The 23,590-nt window shown below is 73.5% G+C and carries 14 protein-coding genes; 4 read left to right on the plus strand and 10 right to left on the minus strand.

The annotated features are described in order from the left end of the window. The 6 genes from K7862_RS32150 to K7862_RS32175 all read right to left on the minus strand — a co-directional run. Positions 1-3,977: carboxypeptidase regulatory-like domain-containing protein (locus K7862_RS32150; protein ID WP_222968470.1), on the minus strand; the 3,977-nt coding region annotated here is incomplete at its 3' end. A 269-nt stretch (positions 3,978-4,246) separates the two neighbouring features. After that, positions 4,247-5,212 (minus strand): ROK family protein, encoded by a 966-nt coding sequence (locus tag K7862_RS32155; protein ID WP_222968472.1) that lies wholly within the window; start codon positions 5,210-5,212, stop codon positions 4,247-4,249. Next, positions 5,209-7,083 (minus strand): dipeptide ABC transporter ATP-binding protein, encoded by a 1,875-nt coding sequence (locus K7862_RS32160; RefSeq protein WP_222968473.1) that lies wholly within the window; start codon positions 7,081-7,083, stop codon positions 5,209-5,211. The genes K7862_RS32155 and K7862_RS32160 overlap by 4 nt, the downstream gene beginning before the upstream one ends. Further along, positions 7,080-8,000 carry an ABC transporter permease gene (locus K7862_RS32165; RefSeq protein WP_222968474.1) on the minus strand — a complete coding sequence of 307 codons (921 nt, stop codon included), beginning with the start codon at positions 7,998-8,000 and terminating at the stop codon, positions 7,080-7,082. Before K7862_RS32165 ends, K7862_RS32160 begins: the two co-directional genes overlap by 4 nt. Beyond that, a complete protein-coding gene (locus K7862_RS32170) occupies positions 7,997-8,956 on the minus strand; it encodes an ABC transporter permease (RefSeq protein ID WP_222968475.1) in 960 nt (319 codons plus the stop codon). Before K7862_RS32170 ends, K7862_RS32165 begins: the two co-directional genes overlap by 4 nt. Beyond that, positions 8,953-10,764, minus strand: coding sequence for a peptide ABC transporter substrate-binding protein (locus K7862_RS32175; protein ID WP_222968476.1), 1,812 nt, complete (start codon positions 10,762-10,764; stop codon positions 8,953-8,955). Before K7862_RS32175 ends, K7862_RS32170 begins: the two co-directional genes overlap by 4 nt. A 309-nt stretch (positions 10,765-11,073) precedes the next feature. On the opposite strand from K7862_RS32175, the gene K7862_RS32180 reads away from it, so the two are divergent. The 3 genes from K7862_RS32180 (at position 11,074) to K7862_RS32190 (ending at position 14,746) form a co-directional block, all read left to right on the plus strand. Further along, a complete protein-coding gene (locus K7862_RS32180) occupies positions 11,074-12,330 on the plus strand; it encodes an ROK family protein (protein ID WP_222968477.1) in 1,257 nt (418 codons plus the stop codon). 59 nt (positions 12,331-12,389) lie between these two features. Beyond that, complete coding sequence (locus K7862_RS32185) at positions 12,390-13,913, plus strand: M81 family metallopeptidase (RefSeq protein ID WP_222968478.1); 1,524 nt, start codon at positions 12,390-12,392, stop codon at positions 13,911-13,913. An 89-nt stretch (positions 13,914-14,002) separates the two neighbouring features. After that, entirely contained in the window at positions 14,003-14,746 is a 744-nt protein-coding gene (locus K7862_RS32190; RefSeq protein ID WP_372461709.1) for a copper homeostasis protein CutC, read from the plus strand. Here the strand turns inward: K7862_RS32190 and K7862_RS32195 are convergent. From K7862_RS32195 to K7862_RS32210, 4 genes are all read right to left on the minus strand, one after another. Then, on the minus strand, positions 14,739-15,095 hold the full coding sequence (locus K7862_RS32195) for a DUF1707 SHOCT-like domain-containing protein (protein ID WP_222968479.1): 357 nt from the start codon (positions 15,093-15,095) through the stop codon (positions 14,739-14,741). The genes K7862_RS32190 and K7862_RS32195 overlap by 8 nt on opposite strands. Further along, a complete protein-coding gene (locus K7862_RS32200; protein WP_222968481.1) occupies positions 15,092-15,712 on the minus strand; it encodes an ArsR/SmtB family transcription factor in 621 nt (206 codons plus the stop codon). The genes K7862_RS32195 and K7862_RS32200 overlap by 4 nt, the downstream gene beginning before the upstream one ends. Before the next feature lie 222 nt (positions 15,713-15,934). Continuing rightward, the gene (locus K7862_RS32205) at positions 15,935-17,905 is read right to left on the minus strand and encodes a LamG-like jellyroll fold domain-containing protein (RefSeq protein ID WP_222968482.1); all 1,971 of its coding nucleotides are present in this window, start codon (positions 17,903-17,905) and stop codon (positions 15,935-15,937) included. Positions 17,906-18,272: 367 nt separating this feature from the next. Beyond that, the gene (locus tag K7862_RS32210; RefSeq protein WP_222968483.1) at positions 18,273-22,433 is read right to left on the minus strand and encodes a S8 family serine peptidase; all 4,161 of its coding nucleotides are present in this window, start codon (positions 22,431-22,433) and stop codon (positions 18,273-18,275) included. A 114-nt stretch (positions 22,434-22,547) separates the two neighbouring features. Here K7862_RS32210 and K7862_RS32215 point away from each other — a divergent pair, with 114 nt between their 5' ends. Then, positions 22,548-23,495, plus strand: coding sequence for a helix-turn-helix domain-containing protein (locus tag K7862_RS32215; RefSeq protein ID WP_308012310.1), 948 nt, complete (start codon positions 22,548-22,550; stop codon positions 23,493-23,495). Positions 23,496-23,590: the final 95 nt, after the last annotated feature.

Here is a 23,590-nt window from a genome sequence, read left to right on the forward strand (position 1 = left end):
GGAAGGGCGGCGCCGCCCGCCGCGGAGCGGACCGTGCCCGTCAGTTCCCCCCGGGAGCCGGGGGCGGTCGCCGTGAAGCCGACCGGCACCGGGCGGCTCGGGTACGGGGAGTCGGTGATCAGCGACAGCCAGGCCGCCTGATCGCCGGGGACCGGGAGAGCGCGCGCGTCGGCGGTCACCCGCACCCGGGCGGACCGGCCGGGCGCCAGGTTCACCGTGGTCCTGCTCTCCGACAGCCAGGCGACGTCGTCACCGCCGCACTGGTCGAAGCCGGGCAGGGCGCTGAAGCCGGTGGTGCCCGCGGCGGGGAGGCCGTAGACCGACCCGCCCACCAGGGACAGCCCGCAGCCGGTGCCGCGGCCGGCGCCGTAGGCGGCCACCGGGGTGTCGGGCAGGACACTCCAGACGTCGGCCACCGGGTCGTACTGGACGGCGGCGCCGGTCCGGTCGCCGCCCGCGCCGCCGGCGACCTGCAGTTCGCCGTTCGCGGAGCCGTAGGAGCCGAGGTAGTCGCTGAACGGCATGTCGGCGCCGCGGGTCCAGGTTCCGGTGGCGGGGTGGTAGAGGTACGTGCTCGCCAGGACGGCCGTGTTCAGGCCCTGCTGGGTGTGGCCGCCGGCGCACACGATGGCGTCGACGCCGCCGCCGCAGCCGCCGGAGTCCACCGGGACCGGGTAGTCGGCGATCTGGGTCCAGGTGTCGGCGGCCGGGTCGTAGCGGTAGGCCGCCGCCGAGTCGCCGCCGCCGGCGGTCTGGCCGCCGACGACGTACAACTGCCCACCGAACACCGCGGTGTCGGCGAACGCCACACCGTGCGGCAGGTCGGCGACCCGCGTCCAGGCGTCGCTGTCCGGGTGGTACGCGTACGTGGTGGACTCGAACACCCCGACGCGGCCGCCCGGGTAGTCCATACCGCCGACGACGTACAGCGTGCCGTTCACGAACGCGCCCGCGGCGCCCGTCCGCAGCTGCGGCAGGTCGGCGAACTGCCGCCAGGAGCCGACCGCGGGATCGTAGACGTAGTTGTGCCTGACCAGCCCGGACTCACCGAGCATGCCGACGAACAGCGTCGACGCGCCGCCGACGGAGTAGGTCCGGCCCCGGTAGGAGGCGACGACGCTGTTGACGACCAGTTCGGGGTAGTCGGGCAGGCCCCGCCATGCGCTGCCGCCCGGCGCCGCCGTCGAGCCGGGGTTCTGGTCGCCCACGGTGACCCTGAGCGGCGCGGTCCCGGTGTTGGTGAGCGTGACGTCCGCGCTCGCCGTGCCGCCGAGGGTGCTCTTCAGCGTCACCTGACCGGGCGAGACCTTCAGCCGGCCGGCCCGCAGGACGGGGCTGTAGGCGCGCACCGCGGCGGAGGCGGTGACGGTGGTGCGGACGGCGGTGTAGCGCGGCGCCGTCGTGGTGACGGTGTTCGGCCCGGCCTTGGGGGAGTACAGCCAGTAGAAGCCGCCCGGCAGGTTCGCGTCGTCCGGGTGGGTGCTGCTGACGGTGGTGGCGTAGGCGTCGGTCACCGGCGCGGAGGTGTCGGTGACGGTGGCGCCGTCCAGCGGCTTGCGGGTGTTGGCGTCGCTGACCTCGCCCATGACCAGGCCGCCGCCGAGGGGCCGGCACTGGCCCACCGCGACGTTCGACAGCTGGACGTAGGAGTCGCCGTGGCCGGCGAAGTGGAAGCGGACCTGGACCTCGCGGTGACCGAGGGCCCGGGTGAGCGGTACCTCGACGGTGCGGGCGGCACCGGCGGCGCTGCCGTCGGCCTGGTACACCCGCTTCCAGGTCCTGCCGCCGTCGGTGGTGACCGAGGCGTCGGCCGCGGCACCCGCAGCGAGGACGGCGGCGGTGCGGAACGTGAGGTCGGCGCTGCGGCGCCCGGTCAGGTCGAACACCGGGGAGGTGAGGGTCGCGTCCTCGGCGGCGCCGAACTCGCTCTGCGGGTCGACGGTCGCGAAGCCGCCCGTGCCACCGGTCAGTTCACCCCGGTGACCGGGGTCGTCGAACCGCCAGCCCTGCCCCGGTGCGCCGGCGGAGGCGACGCTCCAGCCGTATCGGGGGGCCGTGGTCCATCCGGTGAAGTCGGCCTGCGCGGAGTACCCGTAGCCGGGCGCGGTGCACAGGGTCGTGTCCGGTGTGACGGACACGTCGCGGCGCAGCTCCTTCGTGCCGAGGGTGACGGTCGTGACGGAAGGCGCGTAGCCGGGGTACAGCGGCGTCACGTCCAGGGTGTAGCCGGCCCGTTCGGGCAGGGACAGCGCGTAGGCGCCGGTCCGGGGGTCGGTGTGGACCGGGGTGTCCGGGTCGCCGGGGACGGTGATGCGGGCGTAGAGCGGCCAGCCGTGACCGGAGTCGGTGACCTTGCCCGAGACGGTGTGCCGCGGCGTCCTGGTCAGCGTCACGTCGGCGGTGGCGCCGCGGCCGGCCGCGACCGCGAGGCCGGTGACGGCGCCCTTGCCGTAGCCGAACACGGACACCGAGACGTCGTACGTGCCGGCCGAGACGCCGGTGCGGTACGTGCCGGTGCTGTCGGTGAGCGTGCGGAAGGTGAGCTGCCGGGCGGTGTCCGTCAGCACGACGGGGACCCCGGTCAGCGGGGCTCCGCTCGCCTTGTCGGTGACCTTGCCGGTGACCGTCCCCTGCGGGCCCATGGTGAAGGCGGCGACACCGTTGGGCGTGCCGAGGCCGGTGGGCCCGTCCCAGCCGGCGCCGGCGGTGCACAGCACGCTGCCGCAGTCGCCGTCGCTGCCCGCCGTGACGTCGTACAGGTCGCCGGCGGCGTGGACGTAGGGGTAGTCCGCCGGGTAGGTGCCGGCGGCCGGGGTGCCCGCCAGCGCGTACATCGCGGCGACGAGCGGCGAGGCCAGGCTCGTGCCGCCGCCCTGCAGCCAGCCGCCGTTCAGGGAGTTGTACATCGCCAGGCCGGTGCCGGGGTCGGCGTCCGCGGAGACGTCAGCGGTGGCCTTGTGCGCGCACGCGGTTGCCAGGGCGCTCTGGTAGACGGTGCGGGGTTCGAACGACGAGCAGCCGCTGCCGCCGTCGGACCAGGCGGTCTCGGTCCAGCCGCGCGAGGTTCCGGGGGCCGCGGTCAGGGTCGTGCCGCCGACGGCGAGGACGTGCGGGTTGGAGGACGGCCACTCGATCGCGTTGCCGATGTCGCCGGTGGAGGCGGTGATGACCACGCCCGGGTGGTCGTAGTCGGCGTCGTCGACCTTTCCGGCGGCCCGCGTGTCGGGGGCGCCGTAGGAGTTGGAGACGAACTTGGCGCCGAGCGTCACCGCGGTGTCGACGGCCGCTCCCAGGTCGTGCGTGCTGGCGGAGTCCGCCTCGACCAGGAGGATGTGGCAGGCGGGGCAGACCGACGAGACGGCGTCGACGTCGAGCGCGGTCTCCAGCGCCCAGTCGGGGTCGTCGGCCGGGTAGTCGGTTCCGCCGCGCTGGTCGACCTTGCGGAAGCAGCCGTTCTGCGTGGTGCAGGCGGAGAGTCCGTACTGGGCGCGGAACGTCGCGAGGTCGGCCTCCGCGGCCGCGTAGCCGTTGGCGTCCACGACCGCGACGGTCTGGCCCTGCCCGCCGGCCGGCAGGCGGTAGGCGGACCGGATGTCGGTGGGGGTCAGCGCGGCGCTCGGGGGCCCGTCCTGGGCGGCCAGGCGTCGTCCGGCCGAGGCGCGCACCCAGGTGAAGCAGCTCGCCGTGCCCTGCTTCGGGGTCGCGGTGAAGCAGCCGGCGGGCTTGTCGTCGGGATCATGCGGGGCGGGCTTTGCCGGTGCCGGTGCCGGTGCCGGTGCCGGTGCCGGTGCGGCGGGCGCCGGTGCGGCGGGCGCGGCGGCGGGGATCGGCCGGGCGGCGGGAGCGGTGTGCGCGGCCGTCTTCGGGTGCGCGGCCGCCGGCGCGGCGGCCGTGGCCGACTGGGCTGCGGCGAAGGCCGCCAGACAGATCGACAGGAGCAGGGTCACAAGGGCGCGCAGGCGCCCGCGTCTCATCATGAACGGGCCAATCCTCGGTAGCGGGGCGGGGCGCGGCGGGACCAGGGGGAACCGGCGTCGGATGAGTATGGAGCGGGTGAACACGCCGCAACCATTGGGCAACTGACCTAATGAATGGCGTCGCACCGCCCGGCGCGGGCAACGGGAGGAGCCCCCGACCGGGACGGTCGGGGGCTCGTGAGGCCCGCTGTGCGGGGCGCGAGGGGGTGACGCCCCGGCCGGCCAGGTCGATCCGTGACCGGCGGGGGCGCCGTTCGGGGAGGCCGCCGTCAGGAGGCGGCGGCGGTGAGCGCGCCGCGGGCGCGGGAGGCGGCGCCGACGGCCACCGCGTCGCTGCCCAGCAGCGACGGCACGAGCCGGATCGGCCGGCCGCTCACCGGCGGTTCCGCGGCCAGGGCCGCCTGGACGGCGGGCTCCAGCAGCGGCCAGGCGCGGCTGACCCCGCCGCCGATGACGACGGTGGTGACGTCGACCAGGCCCGCGGTGATGAGCAGCGCACGGGCGATCCCGGCGCCGGCCGCGGTGAGGACGGCGAGCGCGTCGGCGTCGCCCTCCCCGGCGGCCAGCGCGACGCCCCGGGCGTCGGTGTCCCGGCCGGTGCGCTCGGCGTACCGGGCCGCGAGTGAGCGGCCCGCGGCGAGGGTCTCCAGGTGGCCGCGGCCCCCGCAGGAGCAGGGCAGGTCGCCGAAGCCGGGGATGTGGCCGATCTCGCCTGCGGCGCCGTGCGGCCCGTCGAGGAGTGCCCCGTTCATCCACAGTGCGCCGCCTACCCCGGTGCCCAGCGTCATGCCGAGCACGTACCGCTCGCCGGCGACGGCGCCCTTGGCGACCTCGCCGCGCAGGAAGGCGTTCACGTCGTTGTCCAGGAACGCCGGCACGCCCAGCGCGGCCTCGAGCGCGGCGGTTACGCCGAATCCGGCCCAGCCGGTGAACGAGTCGCTGGCCACCAGGATCCGGCCGGTGTCGGCGTCGACCACTCCGGCCGCGCCGACTCCCACACCCGCCAGGCGGGCCGGACTGCGGCCCAGCAGCAGCCGCAGCCCGTCGAGCACGGTGTCTATCATCGCCCGGCCGCCCTCCGCGGCGGGCGTGGGCAGTTCGACGCGGTCCAGGACGTCCAGACCGGTGGAGCAGAGCACGACCTGGGTGGTGGTGCCGCCGATGTCCACGCCCGCCAGGACCGCCGGTCCCGAGGAGGCGGGCGCGGAACCGGACGGTTCGAGGGTCCAGGTCACGCCGTCGCCCCCGCTCCGCCCGCGGCGGCCCCCGCGGTCGCGGCGAGTCTGGCCGCCCGCCGCCGGCGCTGGAGCACCGGGTCGGGGACGGGCACCGCCGCCAGCAGGCGCCGGGTGTAGTCGGTGCCGGGGTGCAGGAGGGTGTCCATGGTGCCCCCCTGCTCCTCGATCCGGCCCGAGCGCATGACGACGACGCGTTCGGCGAAGTGCTGCACGACCGCGAGGTCGTGGGACACGAACAGGCAGGCGAAGCCGAGCTCATCCTGCAGTTCGGTGATCACCTCCAGCACCGCCTCCTGCACGCTGACGTCGAGCGCGCTCGTCGGCTCGTCGGCCACGAGCAGCTTCGGCTCCAGAGCCAGGGCACGCGCGAGGCTGACCCGCTGCCGCTGGCCGCCGGACAGCTCCCTCGGGGCCCGCTGCGCGAACGACCGCGGCAGCCGCACCCGTTCCAGGAGTGCGCCGACCTGCTCCTGGCGCTCCTTCGCGGACATGCCGCGCCGGTGCACCCGCAGCGGCTCGGCGATGCACTCCAGCACCGTCATCCGCGCGTCGAGCGAGGCGACCGGGTCCTGCAGGACGACGCCGATGCCCGAGCGCAGTTCGCGCCGGGCCCGGGCGCGGGTGCGGCGCAGGTCGGAGCCGAAGAGCGTGACCGTGCCGGAGGTGGGACGGATCAGGCCCAGCGCGACACGTGCCGCGGTGGACTTGCCCGAACCCGACTCACCCACCAGCCCGACGGTCTCGCCGGGCCGGACGTTCAGGGACACGCCGTCCAGGGCGCGCACCGCGCCGATGCGGCGGCCGTAGACGACCGTCACGTCCCGCAGGTCGACCACGGGCTCGTGGCCGGCCGCGGACCCCTGGGCGGTGTCGGTGTTCGCCTTCCTGGCGCGGGCGGCGTAGCGCGGCAGCGGGACCTCGGGGGCCGGCGTGGCGGACTCCGCACCGGCCTCGGTTCCGGTCCGCGGCCCGTCCTGTGATCCGGCTTCCGGCCGGTCCTGGGATCCGGCTGCGGCGCCGTCCTTTGCAGCGGCCGGGACCGCGGCCGGCGCCACGGCCAGCCGCGGCACCGCGGCCAGCAGCCGCTTGGTGTACTCGTGTTCGGGGCGCAGCAGGACGTCCTCGACGGGTCCGGTCTCCACGATCCGGCCCTGCAGCATCACCGCGACACGGTCGGCGAAGTCGGCGACCACGCCCATGTTGTGGGTGACCAGCAGGACGCCGGTGCCCGACTCGACGGCCAGCCGGCGCAGCAGGTCCAGGATCTCGGCCTGCACCGTGACGTCCAGCGCGGTGGTCGGCTCGTCGGCGATGAGCAGGCCCGGGTCGTTGGCGATGGCCATCGCGATGACGACGCGCTGGCGCTGGCCGCCGGAGAGCTCGAACGGGAAGGCGCGGGCCCGCCGTTCGGGGTCCGGGATACCCACGCGGCGCAGCAGGTCGACGGCGAGCGCGTCGGCCTCCTTGGCGGCGATCCGGCGGTGGTTGCGCACCACCTCGGCGATCTGCGCGCCGATGCGGGTCAGCGGGTCCAGCGCGGTCGCCGGCTCCTGGAAGACCATCGAGACGGTACGGCCGCGCAGCGACGCCAGGTCCCGCTCGGCGGCGCCGACCACGTCGGTGGAGCCGAGCAGGGCACGGCCGGTGGCGCGGGCGTTGTCCGGCAGCAGCCCGATCGACGCCAGCGCGACGGTGGACTTGCCGGAACCCGACTCGCCGACGAGGGCGAGCGTCTCGCCCGGCCGGACGTGCAGGGACACTCCCCGGACGGCCGGCACGTCGCCGGTCTCCGAGGAGAACGTCACCCCGAGGTCCTCCAGCCGCAGAATGGGCTCGCCGGCGGTGGTGGTGCGGTCGGTGGCGGTCATCCGCGTCCCCTCACGTCGAATGCGTCACGGAGTCCGTCGCCGATGGCGTTGAACGCGCAGACGACGAGGATGACGGCGAGGCCGGGCGGCACGATGAGCCACCAGCGACCGGAGTAGGTGGCGCTGAGGCCGGCCGAGAGCATGCCGCCCCAGTCGGTCTTGGGCGGCTGGAGACCGAGCCCGAGGTAGGAGACGTAGGCGACGAGCAGGATGGCGTCGGCCACCTGGAAGGTCGCCGCGACCACCACCGTGGACACCGAGTTGGGCAGGATGTGCCGGCCGATCGCCCGGGTGTGGCTGCCGCCGATGGCCCGCAGGGTGTGCACGTAGTCGCGGTTCTTCAGCGTCAGCGTCTCGGCCCGCACCAGCCGGGAGGGCACCAGCCACGACACCAGGCCGAGGATGAGGATCAGGCCCCACACCCCGGGCGTGGCGATGGCCGAGATGACCAGCAGGATGAACAGCGCGGGGATCGCGATGCCGGCGTCGACGACGCGCATCATGACCGCGTCGACCCACCCGCCGGCGTAACCGGCCGCGGCGCCCCACAGGGTGCCGATCACGGTCGCCAGCACACCGGCGGCCAGGCCCACGACCAGGGAGACCTTCCCGCCGTACATCAGCCGGCCGAGCTCGTCGTGGCCGACCGCGTCGGTACCGAGCAGGTGGGAGCCGCTCGGGCCCAGATTCGCGCTGGTCAGCGCGGTGTGCGTCTGGTCGGTGGAGTACAGCAGCGGCCCGGCGAAGCAGAACAGGAAGAACAGCACGACCACGGCGAGCCCGATGACCGCGAGCCGGTTGCGGCTGAACCGCCGCACCGCCAGACGCAGCCCGGACACTCCCGCCCCGTCGGCCTCCGCCCCCGCCGACGGCCCTGTGCCGCCGGGCAACTGGCCGGACTGGACTACGGCGCTCATGCGCGGCCCTCCTTCACTCGGGGGTCGATGAACCGCTGGACGACGTCCGCGGCGAGCGTGCCGACCACGGTGGCGACCGAGATCACCAGCACGCAGCCGAGCAGCACCGGGTAGTCCGAGGACTGCGCGGCGGTCCAGAACAGCAGCCCCATGCCGGGGTAGTTGAACAGCTGCTCCACCACCAGCGCGCCGCCGAACAGCACCGGCACGTAGTAGCCGAGCATCGCCACGACGGGGGTCAGGGAGTTGCGGAAGACGTGCCGGCGCAGGATCGCGCCGCGCCGCGAACCACCGGCGCGGGCGGTCCTGACGTAGTCCTCGGACAGGTTCTCCAGCGTCGCACCGCGCATGTACCGGCTGAATACGGCGACCACGGACGCGGCGCCCGCGGCGACCGGCAGCACCAGCCCGGCGGGGTCGGCGAAGACCTGGGCGAGGGTGTCGCCCTGCGGCGCCTGCGCCGGGAACCACGGCAGGATGTGGCTGAAGACCAGCACCAGCATCAGGCCGAGGAAGTACACCGGGGTGGAGTACGCGACGAAGCTCAGCGTGGTGATGACGTAGTCGACCGGCTTGTTGCGCCGGACGGCCTGCCACATCCCCAGCGGGATCGCGAGCAGCAGGCCGACCCCGGCCGACAGCACGGTGAGCACCAGCGTCTTCGGCAGCCGCTCCTGGATGAGCTGCGCGACCGGCTCGTTGAGCGTGTAGGAGGTCCCGAGGTCGCCGTGCAGCAGCCGCCCGAGGTAGGCGAAGTACTGCACGGGCAGCGACTGGTCGAGACTCTGCTCGTGGTTGAACTGCGCGATCTGCTGCGCGGTGGCCTGGGGCCCGAGGATCCCGCGAGCGGGACCCCCGGGCAGCGCGTGCAGCAGGCAGAAGGTGGCCACGGTGACGATGAGGATCACCGCGGCCGCCTGCAGCACGCGCCGGGTCAGGTAGAGAAACGTGCTCACTTGCCGGTCCACTGCCACTGGGCGGGGTGGAAGTCGGCGAGGGAGTCCTGCGCGAAGCCGCCGAGACCGTTCCTGATCACCGAGATCTGGTAGTCGGGCTCGGGCAGCCACACCACCGGCAGGTCCTTGGCGAGCGCGGCGCTGTACTGCTGGACGGCGTCGCTGGAGGAGGACGTGGTGGTCTGGTTGATCAGCTTGTCGACGTCCGGGTTGGAGTAACTGCCGAAGTTCGAGCCGCCCTTGGTCTGGAACAGCGAGTCACCGGTGGGGAAGGCCGGGAAGTACCAGCTGCCCGCGGTGCCGAAGTACGACAGCTGCCAGTTGCAGATGGACTGGCCGCTGGTGCACTGCGGGGTCTGCGACAGCACGGAGTTGACCGGGGCGGTCTTGATGGAGAACTTGATGCCGCTCTTGCCCAGCGAGGACTGGACGGCGCTCATCATGTTGTCCGTCACCGTCGAGCCGGACTGCGAGAGCACCTGCATCTCGAACTTGGTGCCCTTGGCCACGCCTGCGCCGCACTGCGCGGCCCCCGTACCGGGCTGTGTGCAGACCATGGTGCCGCCCTGGTCCGTCCAGCCGTGACCGGTCAGCAGCGCCCGGGCGTTGGTGGTGGAGAACGGGTAGGGGTTGTCCTTCTGCGCCTTCGAAGCGAAGTCGGAGGCCTGGGCGGTCGGGATCGGGCCGTAGCCGGGCACCGCGGTGCCGTTGTAGATCACCTTCACCAGGCTGTCCTGGTCGATCGACTCCTGCACGGCCTGACGGGCGTAGAGCTGCTTGAACACCGCGCCCATGGACGGGTTGTTGAAGTTGTAGGGCATGTAGGTGATCGCCCAGCCGGTCCACGGCTTGACGGTGTAGCCCTGCCCGGTGAACGACGACTTCTGGTCCAGGTCGGTGGAGTTGATGTAGCCGTAGTCGACCTGGCCGGAGCGCAGCGCGTTCTCCTCGGCGTCGGTCGTGGTGAACGGCAGCAGGTTCACCGTCTTGATGTGCGCCTTCTCACCGCCGTCGTAGGAGGCGTTGGCGGAGAGCACGACCTTGCCCGCGGTGGAGAAGGACTTGACGGTGTAGGGGCCGCTGACGGTCTTCCACAGCGGGTCGGAGGCGTACTGGGCGATGCTCTTGGCAGCCGTGTTGAGGTACGTCCACACCTTCTGGGCGCCGGCCGGAGTGCTGTCGGTGTCCGCGACGGCGGCCGACGCGCTGTCCTTGTCCCACAGGTGCTGCGGCAGCGGGGTGATCAGGCTCAGCTGATTGGCCAGCATCCACTGGGAGTTGTAGGCGCGGTCGAAGGTGATCGTGAAGTGCTGGTCGTCGGTCACCTTGAACGACGTCCAGTTGTCCGGCGCCTTGCCCTCGCTGTAGCCGGCCCACTGGGCTTTGTTCGCCTTGATCAGGTTGAACCAGAACTGGACGTCCCGCGACGTGATCGGCTTTCCGTCGCTCCAATGCCGGCTGCCCAGCGTGATGGTCACGCTCTTGCCGTCGGCGGCGAAGTCGGCCGCGCTCGCTATCGACGCCGCCTTGTTCCAGCCCATCGTTCCGGTCGAACCGTCGTACGCGATCAGTGGTTCCCACATCGATGCCGCGATCGAAACGTTGTTCGTGTTCAGGTGCGCCGGAGTGCCGATCGGCAGGATCCAGTTCGGCGTGAAGTTGGCCGGCAGCGCGTAGTTGATGGCGTCGTGCGAGGCGGAGGCCGAGTTTCCGGCCCCGTTGCAGCCGGTGAGCAGGGCGCCGACCGTCAGAGCGGTGCCGGCGGCAAGGGCCCAGCGGCGGCGTTCCGCCGTGCGGACAGGGAACATGGATTCTCCTCGGGATGGACGGCCACGGACGAACGCTGGGACCCGGTGAACACAGGGGGGCGCCGCGGTGCGTGCCGACAGTCAAAGGTCTCCGGGTCGGAAAAAACAAACCTTCGGCGATAACAACTATGTTTCTGCGAAAATGCAGAAAGTCCGGGGCCGATCCGAAGCCGCCCTGAAATCACGGCGATTGCCCGGATTTCCGGGCCGCAGGGCAACGGGAATGTGGCGCGCGCCACTTCCTCATTCCGCATTGCCCGGCGTAGTGTCATCGCCGTCCACCCCGTTCTTTCGGAAGTAAGTCCGCCCATGCCCGACGTAAGTTCCGCGCAGCGGAACAGCGCCAAAGGCCCGGCGTCACTCGCCGAGCGCGTGCTGGCACTCATCGCCTCCGGGCAGGGGACCACACGCACCGAACTCGCCGAAATGCTGGGCGCCTCGCCCTCGACGATCTCCCTCACGGTCGGCCAGCTGGTCGAGCGCGGGCTGGTCACCGAACAGGGCACCCAGGCCTCGACCGGCGGCCGCCCGCGCAAGGTGCTGCGGATCGGCGCGCGCAACGAGTTCGCCGTCGCCGCCGACCTCGGCAGCAAGCACGCCCGGATCGGCGTCGTGCTGCCGGGCGGCGAGCTGACCGACGTCACCACCGTGCCGCTGGTCATCGCCGAGGGCCCGGAAGCCGCACTGCCGCGCCTGGCCCAGGCGCTGGAGGACGTCGCCGAACGCCACGGCCGGGACCTGCTGCGGGCCGTCGGCTGCTCGCTGCCGGGCCCGGTGGACGTGCAGGCCGGCGCGGTCACCCTGCCGTCCCGGATGCCGGGCTGGCATCGGTTCCCGGTCGCCGCCTGGCTGCGCGAGCGGTTCGGCGTGCCGGCCGCCGTCGACAACGACGCGAACTGCATGGCCGTCGGCGAGCACGCCGTGCAGCCCGCGGAGCGCCGCCAGTCGATCATGGTCAAGATGGGGTCCGCGATCGGCACCGGCATCATCGCCGACGGCAAGCTCTACCGCGGCGCCACCGGCGCGGCCGGCGACATCACCCACGTCAGGATCGCCGCCGCCGGCGACACCCCCTGCTCGTGCGGGAACACCGGCTGCCTGGAGACCGTCGCCTCCGGCGCCTCGCTGGTCCGCAACCTGCGCGACGGCGGTGTACCGGTCACGGAACTGGCCGACGTGGTGCGCCTGGTCTCCGACGGCGACCCGCTGTCCACCCGTGCCGTCCGGCAGGCCGGCAGCCACCTCGGGACGGTGCTGGCGGCGAACATCAACTTCTTCAACCCCGACGCCGTCTACCTCGGCGGCATGCTCTCCACGCTCGAACCCTTCGTCGCCGCGGTCCGCAGCCAGCTCTACGAGAGCTGCCACCCGCTGGTCACCGAGCACCTGTCCATCGAGCGGGCCAGCCTCGGCGCCGACGCCGGGCTCTTCGGGGCCGGGCTGTTCGCGCTCCAGCGGGCCATGGCGCGGGCCCTGCACGACGCGGCCGATCCCGCGGCGGCCGCCCTGCCGCTGCCCGTCGCCGCGTCGGCCGCCCGGCGCGGCGCGGCCCCCGGCGGCGCCTGACCCTTCCGCGGGACCCCGTGCCCGCCACCACCCGACCCCCTGCTGCTGTTGGAGGAGCCATGTCGCAACCCCGCACGCCCGTCGCCCGCCCGGTGATCGCCATCGCCGGCCTCGGTATCGAGTCGTCGACGTTCTCGCCCGCCCGCACCCAGGCACCGGCCTTCCACCCCTCGCGCGGCGACGAGGTGCCGGCCCGCTACCCGTTCCTCGACAAGGGGGAGCCGCTGCGCGAGGCCGCGGAGTGGCACGGCGCGCTCGTCGGCAAGTCGCTGCCGGGCGGCACCGTCACCGCCGAGGCGTTCGCCGCGCTCTCCGACGAGCTCATCGACCGGCTCGCGGCCCTGCCGCGCCTGGACGGCCTCTGGTACGACATCCACGGCGCCATGACCGTCGAGGGACTGGACGACGCGGAGGCCGTCCTGCTGCGGCGGATCCGCGAGACCGTCGGCCCCGACGTGATCGTCTCGACCTCCATGGACCTGCACGGCAACGTCTCCCGCGAACTGGTCCACGGCAGCGACCTCATCACCTGCTACCGGATGGCGCCGCACGAGGACCACATGGAGACCAAGGAGCGGGCCGTCCGCAACCTGGTGGACCTCCTGGTCTCCGGCGGACCCCGCCCCGTCAAGGCGTGGGTGCCGGTGCCCGTGCTGCTGGCCGGCGAGCAGACCTCCACCCGGATCGAGCCGGCCAAGAGCGTCTACGCCGCCGTCGAAGAGGTCGAGGCCCTGGACGGCGTGACCGACGCCGCGATCTGGGTCGGCTACGCCTGGGCCGACGAGCCCCGCAACCGCGCGGCCGTCGTCGTCACCGGCAGCGACGCCGAGGCCGTCGCCCAGGGCGCGGAGCGGCTGGCCCGCGGATTCTGGGACGCGCGGCGGGACTTCGTGTTCGTCGCCCCCACCGGCACGCTCGCCGAGTGCCTCGACGAGGCGCTGGCGTCCCAGGCGCGGCCCTACTTCGTCAGCGACACCGGCGACAACCCGACCGCCGGCGGCGCCGGCGACGTCACCTGGGGCCTCACTCAGGTGCTGGCCCGCCCGGAGTTCCGCGGGGACGGCGGCCCGACGGTCATCTACGCCTCCGTCCCCGGCCCCTCCGCGGTGCGCACCGCGGCCGAGGCCGGCGTCGGCGCGACCGTCACCGTCACCGCGGGGGCCGAGGTCGACGACCGCCACGCCGGCCCGCTGACGATGACCGGCGTCGTCCACGCCGTCCGCCACGGGGACCGGGACGCCGAGACCGAGGTCGTGCTGCGCGTCGGCAGCGTCCACGTCATCCTCACCGCGCTGCGCAAGCCCTACCACCACGAGCACGACTTCACCGACCTCGACCTCGACCCGCGCGGCGCGGACATCGTCATCGTCAAGATCGGCTACCTCGAGCCCGAGCTCTACGACATGGCGGCGGACTGGAAGATGGCGCTCACGCCCGGCGGCGTCGACCAGAACCTGGTGCGCCTCGGCCACCACCGCATCCGCCGCCCCATGTTCCCCTTCGACGCGGAGATGCCCGACCCCGACCTCACGGCGCGGCTCATCGCGTCCTCCGACGAGGCGCTGACGGGGGCGGACGAGTGACCGGCGCCGCGCGCGGCGAAGGCACGGGGGAGGGGCCCGTCGCCGCGTCGGCTGAACCGTCCCCGCCCCGTGGCCGGCTCGGGCTGGAGATCGCGGTGACCGGGGCCGCGGGCGCCCGGGTGGCCAGGGACGGCGGCGCCGACCGGGTCGAACTGTGCTCGGCGCTCGAACTGGGCGGCGTGACACCGTCGGAGTCGGCGGTGGCCGCGACGGTCGCCGCCGGGCTGCCCGTTCAGGTGCTGATCCGCTGCCGCCCGGGCGACTTCGTCCACGACGACGAGGAGGTCGCCCTGATGGCCGCCGAGGTGCGGGCCGCGGTCGCGGCCGGCGCGGCCGGCGTCGTGGTCGGCGTGCTCGACGCGGACGGCGCGCTGCACGCCGAGGCGATGCGGCGGCTGATCGACGCGGCGCGCGTGGCGGGGGCCGGGGCCGGACGAACGGTCGAGGTCACCCTCCACCGGGCGATCGACCAGGCCGCCGACCCCGTGGCGGCGGCCGTCCTCGCCGCCTCGCTGGGCGTCACCCGCATCCTCACCTCCGGCGGCGCACCCAGCGCCCCGGCGGGCGCGGCCACGCTGCGGGCGATCGTGAACGCGGTGCCCGGCGTCGAGATCATGGCCGGGGGCGGCGTCCGCCCCGAGGACGTCGCGGCACTGGCCGCGACCGGAGTAGCCGCCGTCCACCTCTCGGCCAAGCAGCACGCCGCCGCGCGGCACGCGGGCACCTGGGTCCCCATGGGCTCCGCCGCCACCGGCGCCGACGCGGACCGCCACTTCGTCACATCCCCCGAGGTCGTCGCCGCCGCCCGCCGCGCCGTCGACACCCTCACGTGACCGGCCGGCCCCCGCGACGTCGTGCCGCCTGCCGGCGGGCGGCTCTCCGGCAGATCAGCCAGTAGACGCCCGCGGCGGGCGGTGCCGTGCAGAGAAGGACGACGAGCAGGCGGGTGTCCATCGTGACCGCGGGCCGATCGTTGCGATCGCGGCCGGGCAGGTCCGCCAGCGGTGCGTCCAGTTCGGTGCGGGTGCGAGCCGCCCACACCGCGCCGGCTCGCTCCGCCAGCTCGCCGTCGGTCAGCCGGCCGAGTGCGTAGTGGTCGGCCAGCAACCCGGCCGCCCGCTCGCGTTCGCGGTCCGAGACACGGAGCTCGCCACCTCCGGCCGGACGCTCGCGGCCGGTCATGCCGAGCCCGCGTCCGGTTCGGCGGCCTCGGACGCGACGGGTGTACCGGACCCGGGGGGCGGGCGGTCCTGCAGGTCCACCAGCGCCACCACGACGCGCGTCCATGTGCCGGGCTCCCCGCCGGACTGCTCGGCGGCGCACCGCTCGGCCAACTGCCCCACATACCGCTGTAGTTCGTCCAGGGCCTCGTCCGTCAGCCGCAGTGCGCCGCGGTGCAGCGCCACCTCCCGCCGCGCACCCGTCTCCCGGCTGCGGTAGGCCGCGTCGATGTCCGCCCGGGTGGCCTCCAGCATGGCGCCGAGGAACCGGGCCATTTCCCGGGGACTCGCCGGCTCGTCCGGCGGAGGCTCGGCGGCGGCGGGGGCGTAGACCCGCTCGACCTTGCCGCGCGGCAGCGGCCGGTGCCCGGTGACGACGATGAGCCCCGCCTCGGCGAGTTGGTGCAGGTGGTAGTAGAGCCGATCGGCCGGCGTCTCCACCCGTTCGGCGAGTTCGCGCGCGGACTGCGGCGCCTGCCACAGCGTCTCCAGGAGCCGTACGCGCAGCGGGTCCGCCAGTGCCTTGTGCACGCCCTGCCACCGGCGGCCGCCCGCGTTCTCAGCGCTCTCCGTGCCCACGGCCCCCCCTTGGCCATCCGCGCGAGTTGGTTGGAAAATTCTACAACCAGCGCGGGACGGAGACCAGTTGTCGCGCAATGCCCCTGCCGGGTACTCCCGACGCCCAACGGCCGCCGCCCGCCTCCGGCACGTGCGGCCGGAGGCGGGCGGAGCCCGGGGGCGGGGGTGGCCCGCGTGGCCCGGGAGGGCGAGAAGGCGCCCGAGCGAGCCGAGCTGAAGGACCTACTCGGCGGTCAGGAACTCGTGCAGCCCCAGCGGCCTGTTCACCACGCGGATGTCACCGATGTTGCCGTGGAAGACGATGTCGACGGCGCCGGCGTACTCGTGGCCGCCCACCAGCCAGGGCAGCCCGAGCGAAGTGAGGCCGACCGAGAGGCGGTCGGGGTTGTCGGCGACCGGCGCGCCCTCGACGTACAGCTTGGTGTAGCGGCCGTCGTTCACCACCGCCAGGTGCCACCACCTGAGCTCCACCAGGCCGTGGCCCCAGTTGGTCGTGGGGTAGGTGTCGTTCATCGGGTAGTGGTTGAACTGCGGCTCGCGGCCGTTGTTCGAGATCGACAGCTGGACGACCGGCTCGTTCGGGTCGGTGTTCTTCCCGTGCTTGCCCGCGGCCTGCGCCGAGCCCCGGCGGCTGAGGATCGACGCCCAGCCGTTGTTCCCGGCGTCCCAGTCGAGGGGCATGGAGACGAACGTCTCGATGGTGTAGCCGGACCTGAACGTCTCCGCGTTCAGCGGGGCGTTCGCCGCGGTGGTCAGGTACGCGCCGTGGACCGGGTTGCGGCCGCCCGTGAACTTCAGGCTGGCGTGCGCCGGCTGGTCAGGGTGGTGGTCGGCGGACCAGGTCAGCGCGTCGGAGGCCGTCCCGGGCACGGTGACCACGGTCAAGTCGTTACCCTTGCCCGACAGGTCGCGGATCTTCGTGCCCGCGCCGAGCGAGGAGCCGGGGGCGCCCTGCCCGTCGAAACGCCAGTACGCCAGCGTGCCCTTGACCAGTTCCTTGGCGGCCGGCCGGGACGGCCGGACCGGGATCGGGACGAACCCGGAGAAGCGCTGGTCGAAGTCGATCGGGATCGAGAAGTTGTCGACCGGGCCGGTGATCCGGGCGTGCTCGGCGGCCAGCCGGGTGCGGGTCTCCGGCTTCTGCGCGAGGATCCACGGGTTGATCGTCTCGACGTCGATCGTGTTGCGGACCAGGTCGAAGTGGTACAGCCGGATCATGCCGCCACCGCCGAAGTACCGGTTCTGGTAGTTCGTGATGTGCATGTGCACGTCGTGGCCGGCCGCGTTCTGCGACGTCATCCGCCCGGGCGGCCAGTAGTGGCCGTTGAGGGTCAGGAAGACCTGGTCGTTGTCCTTGATCAGCTTGTCCCAGACCGTCTGCCCGTAGCCGGAGAGCACGGCGTTGTTCTCCGGGTCGCCGGACTCGTACGGGAAAACGTTGTCATCGTAAGGCGAGGCCACGATGTCGTGCGAGGTGAGGATCACCGGCATCTTCGGGTGGGCCTTGATGACCTCGTTGGCCCACGCGAAACCCTGGTCGGACGTCCGCCAGTCGAGGGCCAGCACCAGCCACGAGCGGCCGGCGGCCTCGAAGACGTGCGCGGTGTTGTAGCCGGTCGAGTCGGCGCCGGCGAAGGTCTTCGCGTGCTTGAAGCGCTGCGGGCCCATGGTCCGCAGGTAGGGCGTGTCGCCGCGGCTGTCGTCGCCGCTCACGTCGTGGTTGCCGGCCAGCACACTGTAGGCGGCGCCGTGCGCGTCCAGCATGGCGAACGCCTTGTCGACCTCCTGGAAGGACGACGGGTCGGCGTCCTCCGTCAGGTCACCGAGGTGCACCATGAAGACGATGTTGTTGTCGGGCGTCCCGCTGTTGTTGATGATGTAGCGGAACGACTCCTCCTGCGGCGTCCGGTTGACGCTGTCCTGGCTGCCCCAGTAGAGGAACTGGGTGTCCGGCATGACGGCCAGGGTGAACTGCTGGGCGGTCGCGTCCGGCTGCCACGGACCGATCGTGCCGCCGCGCGCGGCGTCCGTGCCGTCGGCGGCCTCGGCGGCGACCGCGGGCGTCACGCCGAGGGCGGTCGCACCGACGCCGGCCGCTGCCGCGCCCGCACCGGCCAGGGCCGCGTTACGCAGGAAGCCGCGCCTGCTGTGCCCGCCGTGTTCGTGTGACGGTGCGTCACCGTGAGTGCACATGGGGGTCCTTCCGGGGTGGTTGTCGCAAACGCAACGAAGCTAACCCGGAAGCCCCACGGTCCAGGCAGACGTGGGATGACGAACAGCGATCGAATGGCTGACCAGGGCTGGAGCGCCCGCCGAACTGTGACCGGCGGCCTACCGCGCATGCGCGGACAGCGACGAAAGCGCACGTCAGGAGGGGTTCGGCAGGTCCTGCTCGCCCCGGCGGCCGGACCCGGCCGCCCCAGAGTGGAGGCGGCCGCGACCGGATTCAGTGACCGGTTCGGTGACCCGGCTCAGCGACCGGATTCAGTGACGGGGTTCAGTGACGGGGTTCAGTGACCGGGCTCGGCGACCCGTCCGCTGATCCGGTTCGGCGATCCGTTCACCGGCGGAGGGGAAGGCGGTGGACACCGCCGTCGACCGTGCCGACGTACAGCGCGCTGCCGTCGGGTGCCGCCGCCAGCCGCGTGGCGTCGAGGTCCTGCAGCCCCGCCGACACGCTGCTCCAGGTGCGCCCGTCGTCGCTGCTGCGCAGCACGCCCCGGCCGCCCTTGAGCAGGCCGTTCGGGTACGTCTCGGCCGTGGCCGCGTACAGCGCCCCGCCGACCCGCAGCACGTCGGAGACCGAGGCGGGCAGCCCGCCGAGGTTCCCGGCGGTGAACGTCCGGCCGCCGTCGGAGCTCACCCGGATGCCGTCGCCGCCGACGATCAGCCGCGGGCCGTCGAGGGTGATGGCGGTGACCGGGCCGTCCGCGACCTTGGCCACCGTCGCCCCGCCGTCGTCGGACCGGTAGAGCCCGTCGGCGGCGCCCAGCCACAGCCGGTCGGGACGCACCGGGTCGCCGGTCAGCGCCGAGTAGACCCGGTCCTGGTGCAGCACCTTCCAGGTCTTCCCGCCGTCGGCGGTGGTGTAGAGACCGGACTGGTCCTCCACGTGGTACGCCACCGTCACCCGGTCCGGGTCCGCCGGGTTCACCAGCAGCGCGTCCGGGACCTCGCTGTAGGAGCCCATCGTCGTCCAGGTCGCCCCGGCGTCGGCGCTGCGCTGCACGTTGAACTGACCGATCGCCAGCTTCACGACCCGCCACACCACGTCGTGGCCGGCCGTGGCCAGCAGCGGCACCTGGCAGCCGAAGCAGCCCTCGTTGCCCGACCGGCCCCACTCGGGCGAGGCCACCGGAAGGGCGGTGCGGTAGGTGCCGCTCCACGTGCCGGCCAGCAGGTTCCCGCCGCTCACCGCGAGGTCGAACACCGTCTGGCCCTGGACGCCGATCCGGTGCGCGCCGCTGCCGTCGGCGGCGCTGCGGTACACGCCGTCCTCCTCGGAGGACACGGTCACCGAGCCGTCGGCCCATCGGTCGTAGTCCGTGATCAGCGCCCGGGGCGACGGCAGCGGGTGCTGCTGCCAGGTGCGGCCCTGGTCGTGGCTGACCCAGCTCGTGTCGTCACTGCCCGCGCCGATGTACAGGTCGCCGCCGGACGCGATCAGGCCGCCGCCCCCGCTGTAGGGCAGCGTCAGCGTGGTCGACCAGGTGGCGCCGTGGTCGTGGCTGACCTCGACGCCGTTGCCGATCTCCCAGACCGCGAGGGTGTCGCCGACGACGGCCAGGCCGGACAGCAGGGTGCTGTCGAGGAGCTGCCGCGGGGTGCCGGGCGTGCCGTCCGCGACGCCGGGCACGGCCCACAGGCCGTTGTCGTACGTCTCCAGGTACAGGACGCCGCCGCTCATGACCGCCTTGCGGACGGTGCCGGCGACACCGCTGGGTACGGTGTTCCACGTCGCGCCGCCGTCGGTGCTGACCACCAGGTCCGTGCCGGTCACCGCGACCAGGGTGTGGGCCTGCTCGTCGGCCGTGAAGGAAAGGATGTCGCTGGACAGGGTGTCCAGGACCTGCCAGGTGCGGCCGCGGTCACGGGTCTGCAGGAGGTAACTGCGGCCCGGCGAACCGCCGTCGACGGCGTACCACCAGTGGGCCGCGTCCCGCGGGTCGATGACGACACTGCCGTTGCCCTGCGCCACCGGAAGGCGGGCGAGCCGGTTCCAGGAGGCGCCCTTGTCCCCGGTGACCCACAGGGCGGAGTCGCCGTACTGGGTCAGCACGGCCTGGTCGGGGGCGCTCGGCGCCGTCGTCAGGGCGCCGGCCTCGTTGTTCGGGCCGACGGGCTGCCACGCGGAGCCGGGCGCGGCCGGCGGTGTCACCTCGAAGGCGTCGGCGCCCACGAGCCGTTGCCCGGTCGCCGCCGCGGCGTTCGCCGCGACCTTGTACGCGCCCGGGGTGCTGCCGGTCAGCGGCGCGGTGTACCAGGTGGCGTGGTCGAGCGTCGCCGTGACGGTGATCGGCCGGCCCCGCGGCGGGGTGACGGTCAGCACCGGCGCGGCCGCCAGCGGGGTGGGGCTGTAGACGTACGCGGTCGCATGGCCGTCACTGGGATCGGGGGAGACCCGCACGGTCAGCGGCCGCACCGCCAGCAGATAGGGCACGGTGAGCGGTGAACCGTGGTCGGGACGCACCGAGATGCGGCCGTCGAGGTCGGTGTCCGCGTCCGGCCGCGCGGCGGAGACCCGCACCGTGATCCGTGCGGTGCCGCCCGCCGGGACCGACACGTGCCGCGGAGTCACCGTGGCGTGGCCGGTCGCCGAGAGCGTGGCGGTGATCCTGCTGCGGCCCGGGTTGGACAGGGCGACCGTGCGGGTCGCCCCGACGGTGGGGCGGGCCATGTCGGCCAGGCCCAGCGAGACGGTGGCGGGCGCGGCGGTCAGCACGCTGTCCGCCGCGGCGGCGACGTCGAGCCGGCCCGCGCCCTGGGTGGCGATGCCGGGGCCGTCCAGCGGCTTCGCGGAACCCACCAGCGCCGAAGTGATCTGCTGCGGGGTGTCCTTCGGACGGAGCTGGCGCATCAGCGCCGCGGCGCCGGCCACGTGCGGAGCCGCCATCGACGTCCCCGACATCCGGTACACGCCGGGCGTCCAGGCGCTGTACATGGTGGATCTGATCTGCACGCCGGGCGCCACGATGTCGGGCTTGAGCGCGAAGGTGCCGGGCACCGGGCCGCGGGAGGAGAAGGAGGCCATCTGGTCGGTCACGTCGCTGCCGCTGATCCGGACGGTGGCCTGCCCGTTCGCGGCCCTGGCCGCCATCTCCCGGTAGGCGAACTCGTCCAGGCTCATCAGGACGACGGAGTCGAAGCGCATGTCGTCACCGGAGGCGCTGACATGCGGCGAGCTGGGCTGCGCCGGGACCACGCCGCGCTCGGCGGGCACCGACTGCGGCCCCACCGCGCCGCTGGGCGCGCCGCCGAAGACGGCCACCGCGCCGCGCTTCTCGGCCTCCTGCGCGAGCTGCGCGAACCAGGGGTCGAGGCCGGGGCCGAGGGCGTGCTGCACGAGCAGGGCCTTGCCGCGGACGTCGCCGACGGCGTCCCAGTCGACGGGGTCGGCCGTCCCGAGGTCCACCACCTGGGCGGTGACGGGCTTGACCGGCCCGTTGGCGGACATCAACCACGGTTGTGCCTGGACCAGTTCGGGCTTCGCCCCGGCGGTTCCCGAGACGTACGACGCGGACGCCAGCCGTACTCCGCTGGTGGAGGCGCCGACGGCGATGACGCCGTCGGCCGCGGCGGGCGTGCCGACCGTCTCGGGGCCGGGACCGTCGTTGCCGGCGGCCGCCACCACGACGACACCGGCCTTCACGGCGGCCGTCGCGGCCAGTCCCAGCGGGTCCGTGCCGTCGCCGGGACCGCCCAGGCTCATGTTGACGACGTCGGCGCGGTGCGGGTTGGCCGGGTCGGTGGCCGCCTCCAGGCCGGCGATGATGTCGGAGGTGTACCCGCTGCCGCTGTCGTCCATGACCTTGTACGCGGTCAGGGTCGCGTCAGGAGCGACACCGGTGATGCCGCCGGGCTCGGCGGCCTTGGCCGCGACGATGCCCGCCACGTGGGTGCCGTGCCCGTTGTCGTCCATGGGGTCGTCGTCGTTGTTCACGAAGTCGTGGCCGGCCACGACCTTGCAGCCCGGACCGAGGCAGCCGCCCAGGTCGGGGTGCCGGTAGTCGACGCCGGAGTCGAGCAGGGCGACCGTGACGCCCTTGCCGCGCACCGGCGAGCCGTCCGGTCCCTTGCGCTTCCACACCTCGGGTGCGCCGATCAGCGGCACGCTGACGTCGGTGAGGGTGTGCATCGGCGCGTCGGGGACCACCGCGGCGACGCCGGGCAGCCGTCCCAGCGCGGCGAGGTCGCCCTCGTGGACGGTCATGGCCACGGAGTCGCTCAGCAGGCCGAACCGGCGTACGGAGCCCGGGTGCACGCCCGCGCCGCGCGCGTCGGCCAGGAAGGTGTCCTGGGCGGCGGCGAGGGTCTGGCGCCGGGCGGATATGCGGGCGGTGCCCGCGGAGTCCGAAGCGTCCAGGCGGGCACCGTCGGCGGCCGGGGTACCGGACAGCTCGACGATGACCCGGCGCTCCGCCCCGCCGCCCGCCGCGGCGGCGGCCGGTGGCAGCGCGGTGAGCAGCGCGCCGGCGGTCACGGCGGCAACGGCGAAGGCCACGGGCCTTCTTGGGTTGATTGGCATGACTGAGTTCCTACGTCGGCATGGACCGCGGGACAACGGATCATGCCTGGCCCGTTGCAGCCATTGGCACAAATGAGCCACCATTCCCGGGTGCCCCATGATCTGACTCCGGCTGGAATCGACCCATTTGACGAATCCGTCTACCACGCCGCGGTCAGCCGGCGGGTGGCCTCACCGGCGGAGATAGCCGCCGAACTGGACTGCTCCGCCGAGCGGGTGGGCCGGGCGCTGGACCGGCTGCGTGAACACGGGCTGGTGGGGCGGCTCGCGGGCAGCCGCCGCCGGTACGCCGCGATCGAACCGCAGACCGCGCTGGACGCCCTGGTCCGGTCCCGGACCAGCGAGCTGGAGCATGTGCGGGTGGCCGCCGCGGAGTTGTCCCGGATGTTCGCCGCCGCGCGCGAGGACGACGCCGAGGAAGTGGAGATCGCCACCGGCGGCGACGCGCTGGGCCGCTGGTTCGTGACCCTCCAGCAGCAGGCCAGGGAGGAGGTCCGCACGCTCGACCGGCCGCCGTACGCGCTGACCACCTCGAACCCGGTGGAGGCGGCGGCCATGAGCCGCGGCGTGGTCTACCGGGCGGTGTACGCGCCGGAGGCCCTGGAGTGGCCCGGCGTGCTGGACGACATCCGCGACCTGGTCAAGCGCGGCGAGAAGGCCCGGGTGCTGCCCGGACTGCGGGTGAAGGTCGCCATCGCCGACCACCGGCTCGCCCTCATGCCGCTGTCCCTGGACCTCACCCAGGTGCGCGCCGCCATCATCCGCCCGTCCGCGCTGCTGGACGCGGTCGTCGACTACTGGGAGCTGTGCTGGCGGCAGGCCCTGCCACTGGACGCGCCGGCCGACGACCCGCTGGGTGAGGAGGACCGGCAGATGCTGACGCTGCTGGTGAGCGGGCTGAAGGACGACGCGATCGCCCGCCAGCTCGGCTGGTCCGTCCGCACGATGCGGCGCCGCACGCGCCGCCTCCACGAACTGCTCGGCGCCTCCAACCGCTTCCAGGCGGGCGTGATCGCGACCCGGCGGGGATGGATCTAGGATCGGGCGCTTCTGGGACGCCCCTGACCACCAAAAAAGCCCCAATCCGTCATAAACTGGGATGAACGCCGTTCGGCTCCGTGTGCACACGCGAT

Source organism: Actinacidiphila acidipaludis (assembly GCF_019890725.1).
In the GTDB taxonomy this organism is placed as follows: Bacteria; Actinomycetota; Actinomycetes; order Streptomycetales; family Streptomycetaceae; genus Actinacidiphila; species Actinacidiphila acidipaludis.

Excerpts from the sequence above, each read along its gene's own strand:
- K7862_RS32160 (WP_222968473.1), bottom strand. The coding sequence starts at position 7,083 with ATGACCGCCACCGACCGCACCACCACCGCCGGCGAGCCCATTCTGCGG.
- K7862_RS32165 (WP_222968474.1), bottom strand. The coding sequence starts at position 8,000 with ATGAGCGCCGTAGTCCAGTCCGGCCAGTTGCCCGGCGGCACAGGGCCG.
- K7862_RS32175 (WP_222968476.1), bottom strand. The coding sequence starts at position 10,764 with ATGTTCCCTGTCCGCACGGCGGAACGCCGCCGCTGGGCCCTTGCCGCC.
- K7862_RS32180 (WP_222968477.1), top strand. The coding sequence starts at position 11,074 with ATGCCCGACGTAAGTTCCGCGCAGCGGAACAGCGCCAAAGGCCCGGCG.
- K7862_RS32185 (WP_222968478.1), top strand. The coding sequence starts at position 12,390 with ATGTCGCAACCCCGCACGCCCGTCGCCCGCCCGGTGATCGCCATCGCC.
- K7862_RS32195 (WP_222968479.1), bottom strand. The coding sequence starts at position 15,095 with ATGACCGGCCGCGAGCGTCCGGCCGGAGGTGGCGAGCTCCGTGTCTCG.
- K7862_RS32205 (WP_222968482.1), bottom strand. The coding sequence starts at position 17,905 with ATGTGCACTCACGGTGACGCACCGTCACACGAACACGGCGGGCACAGC.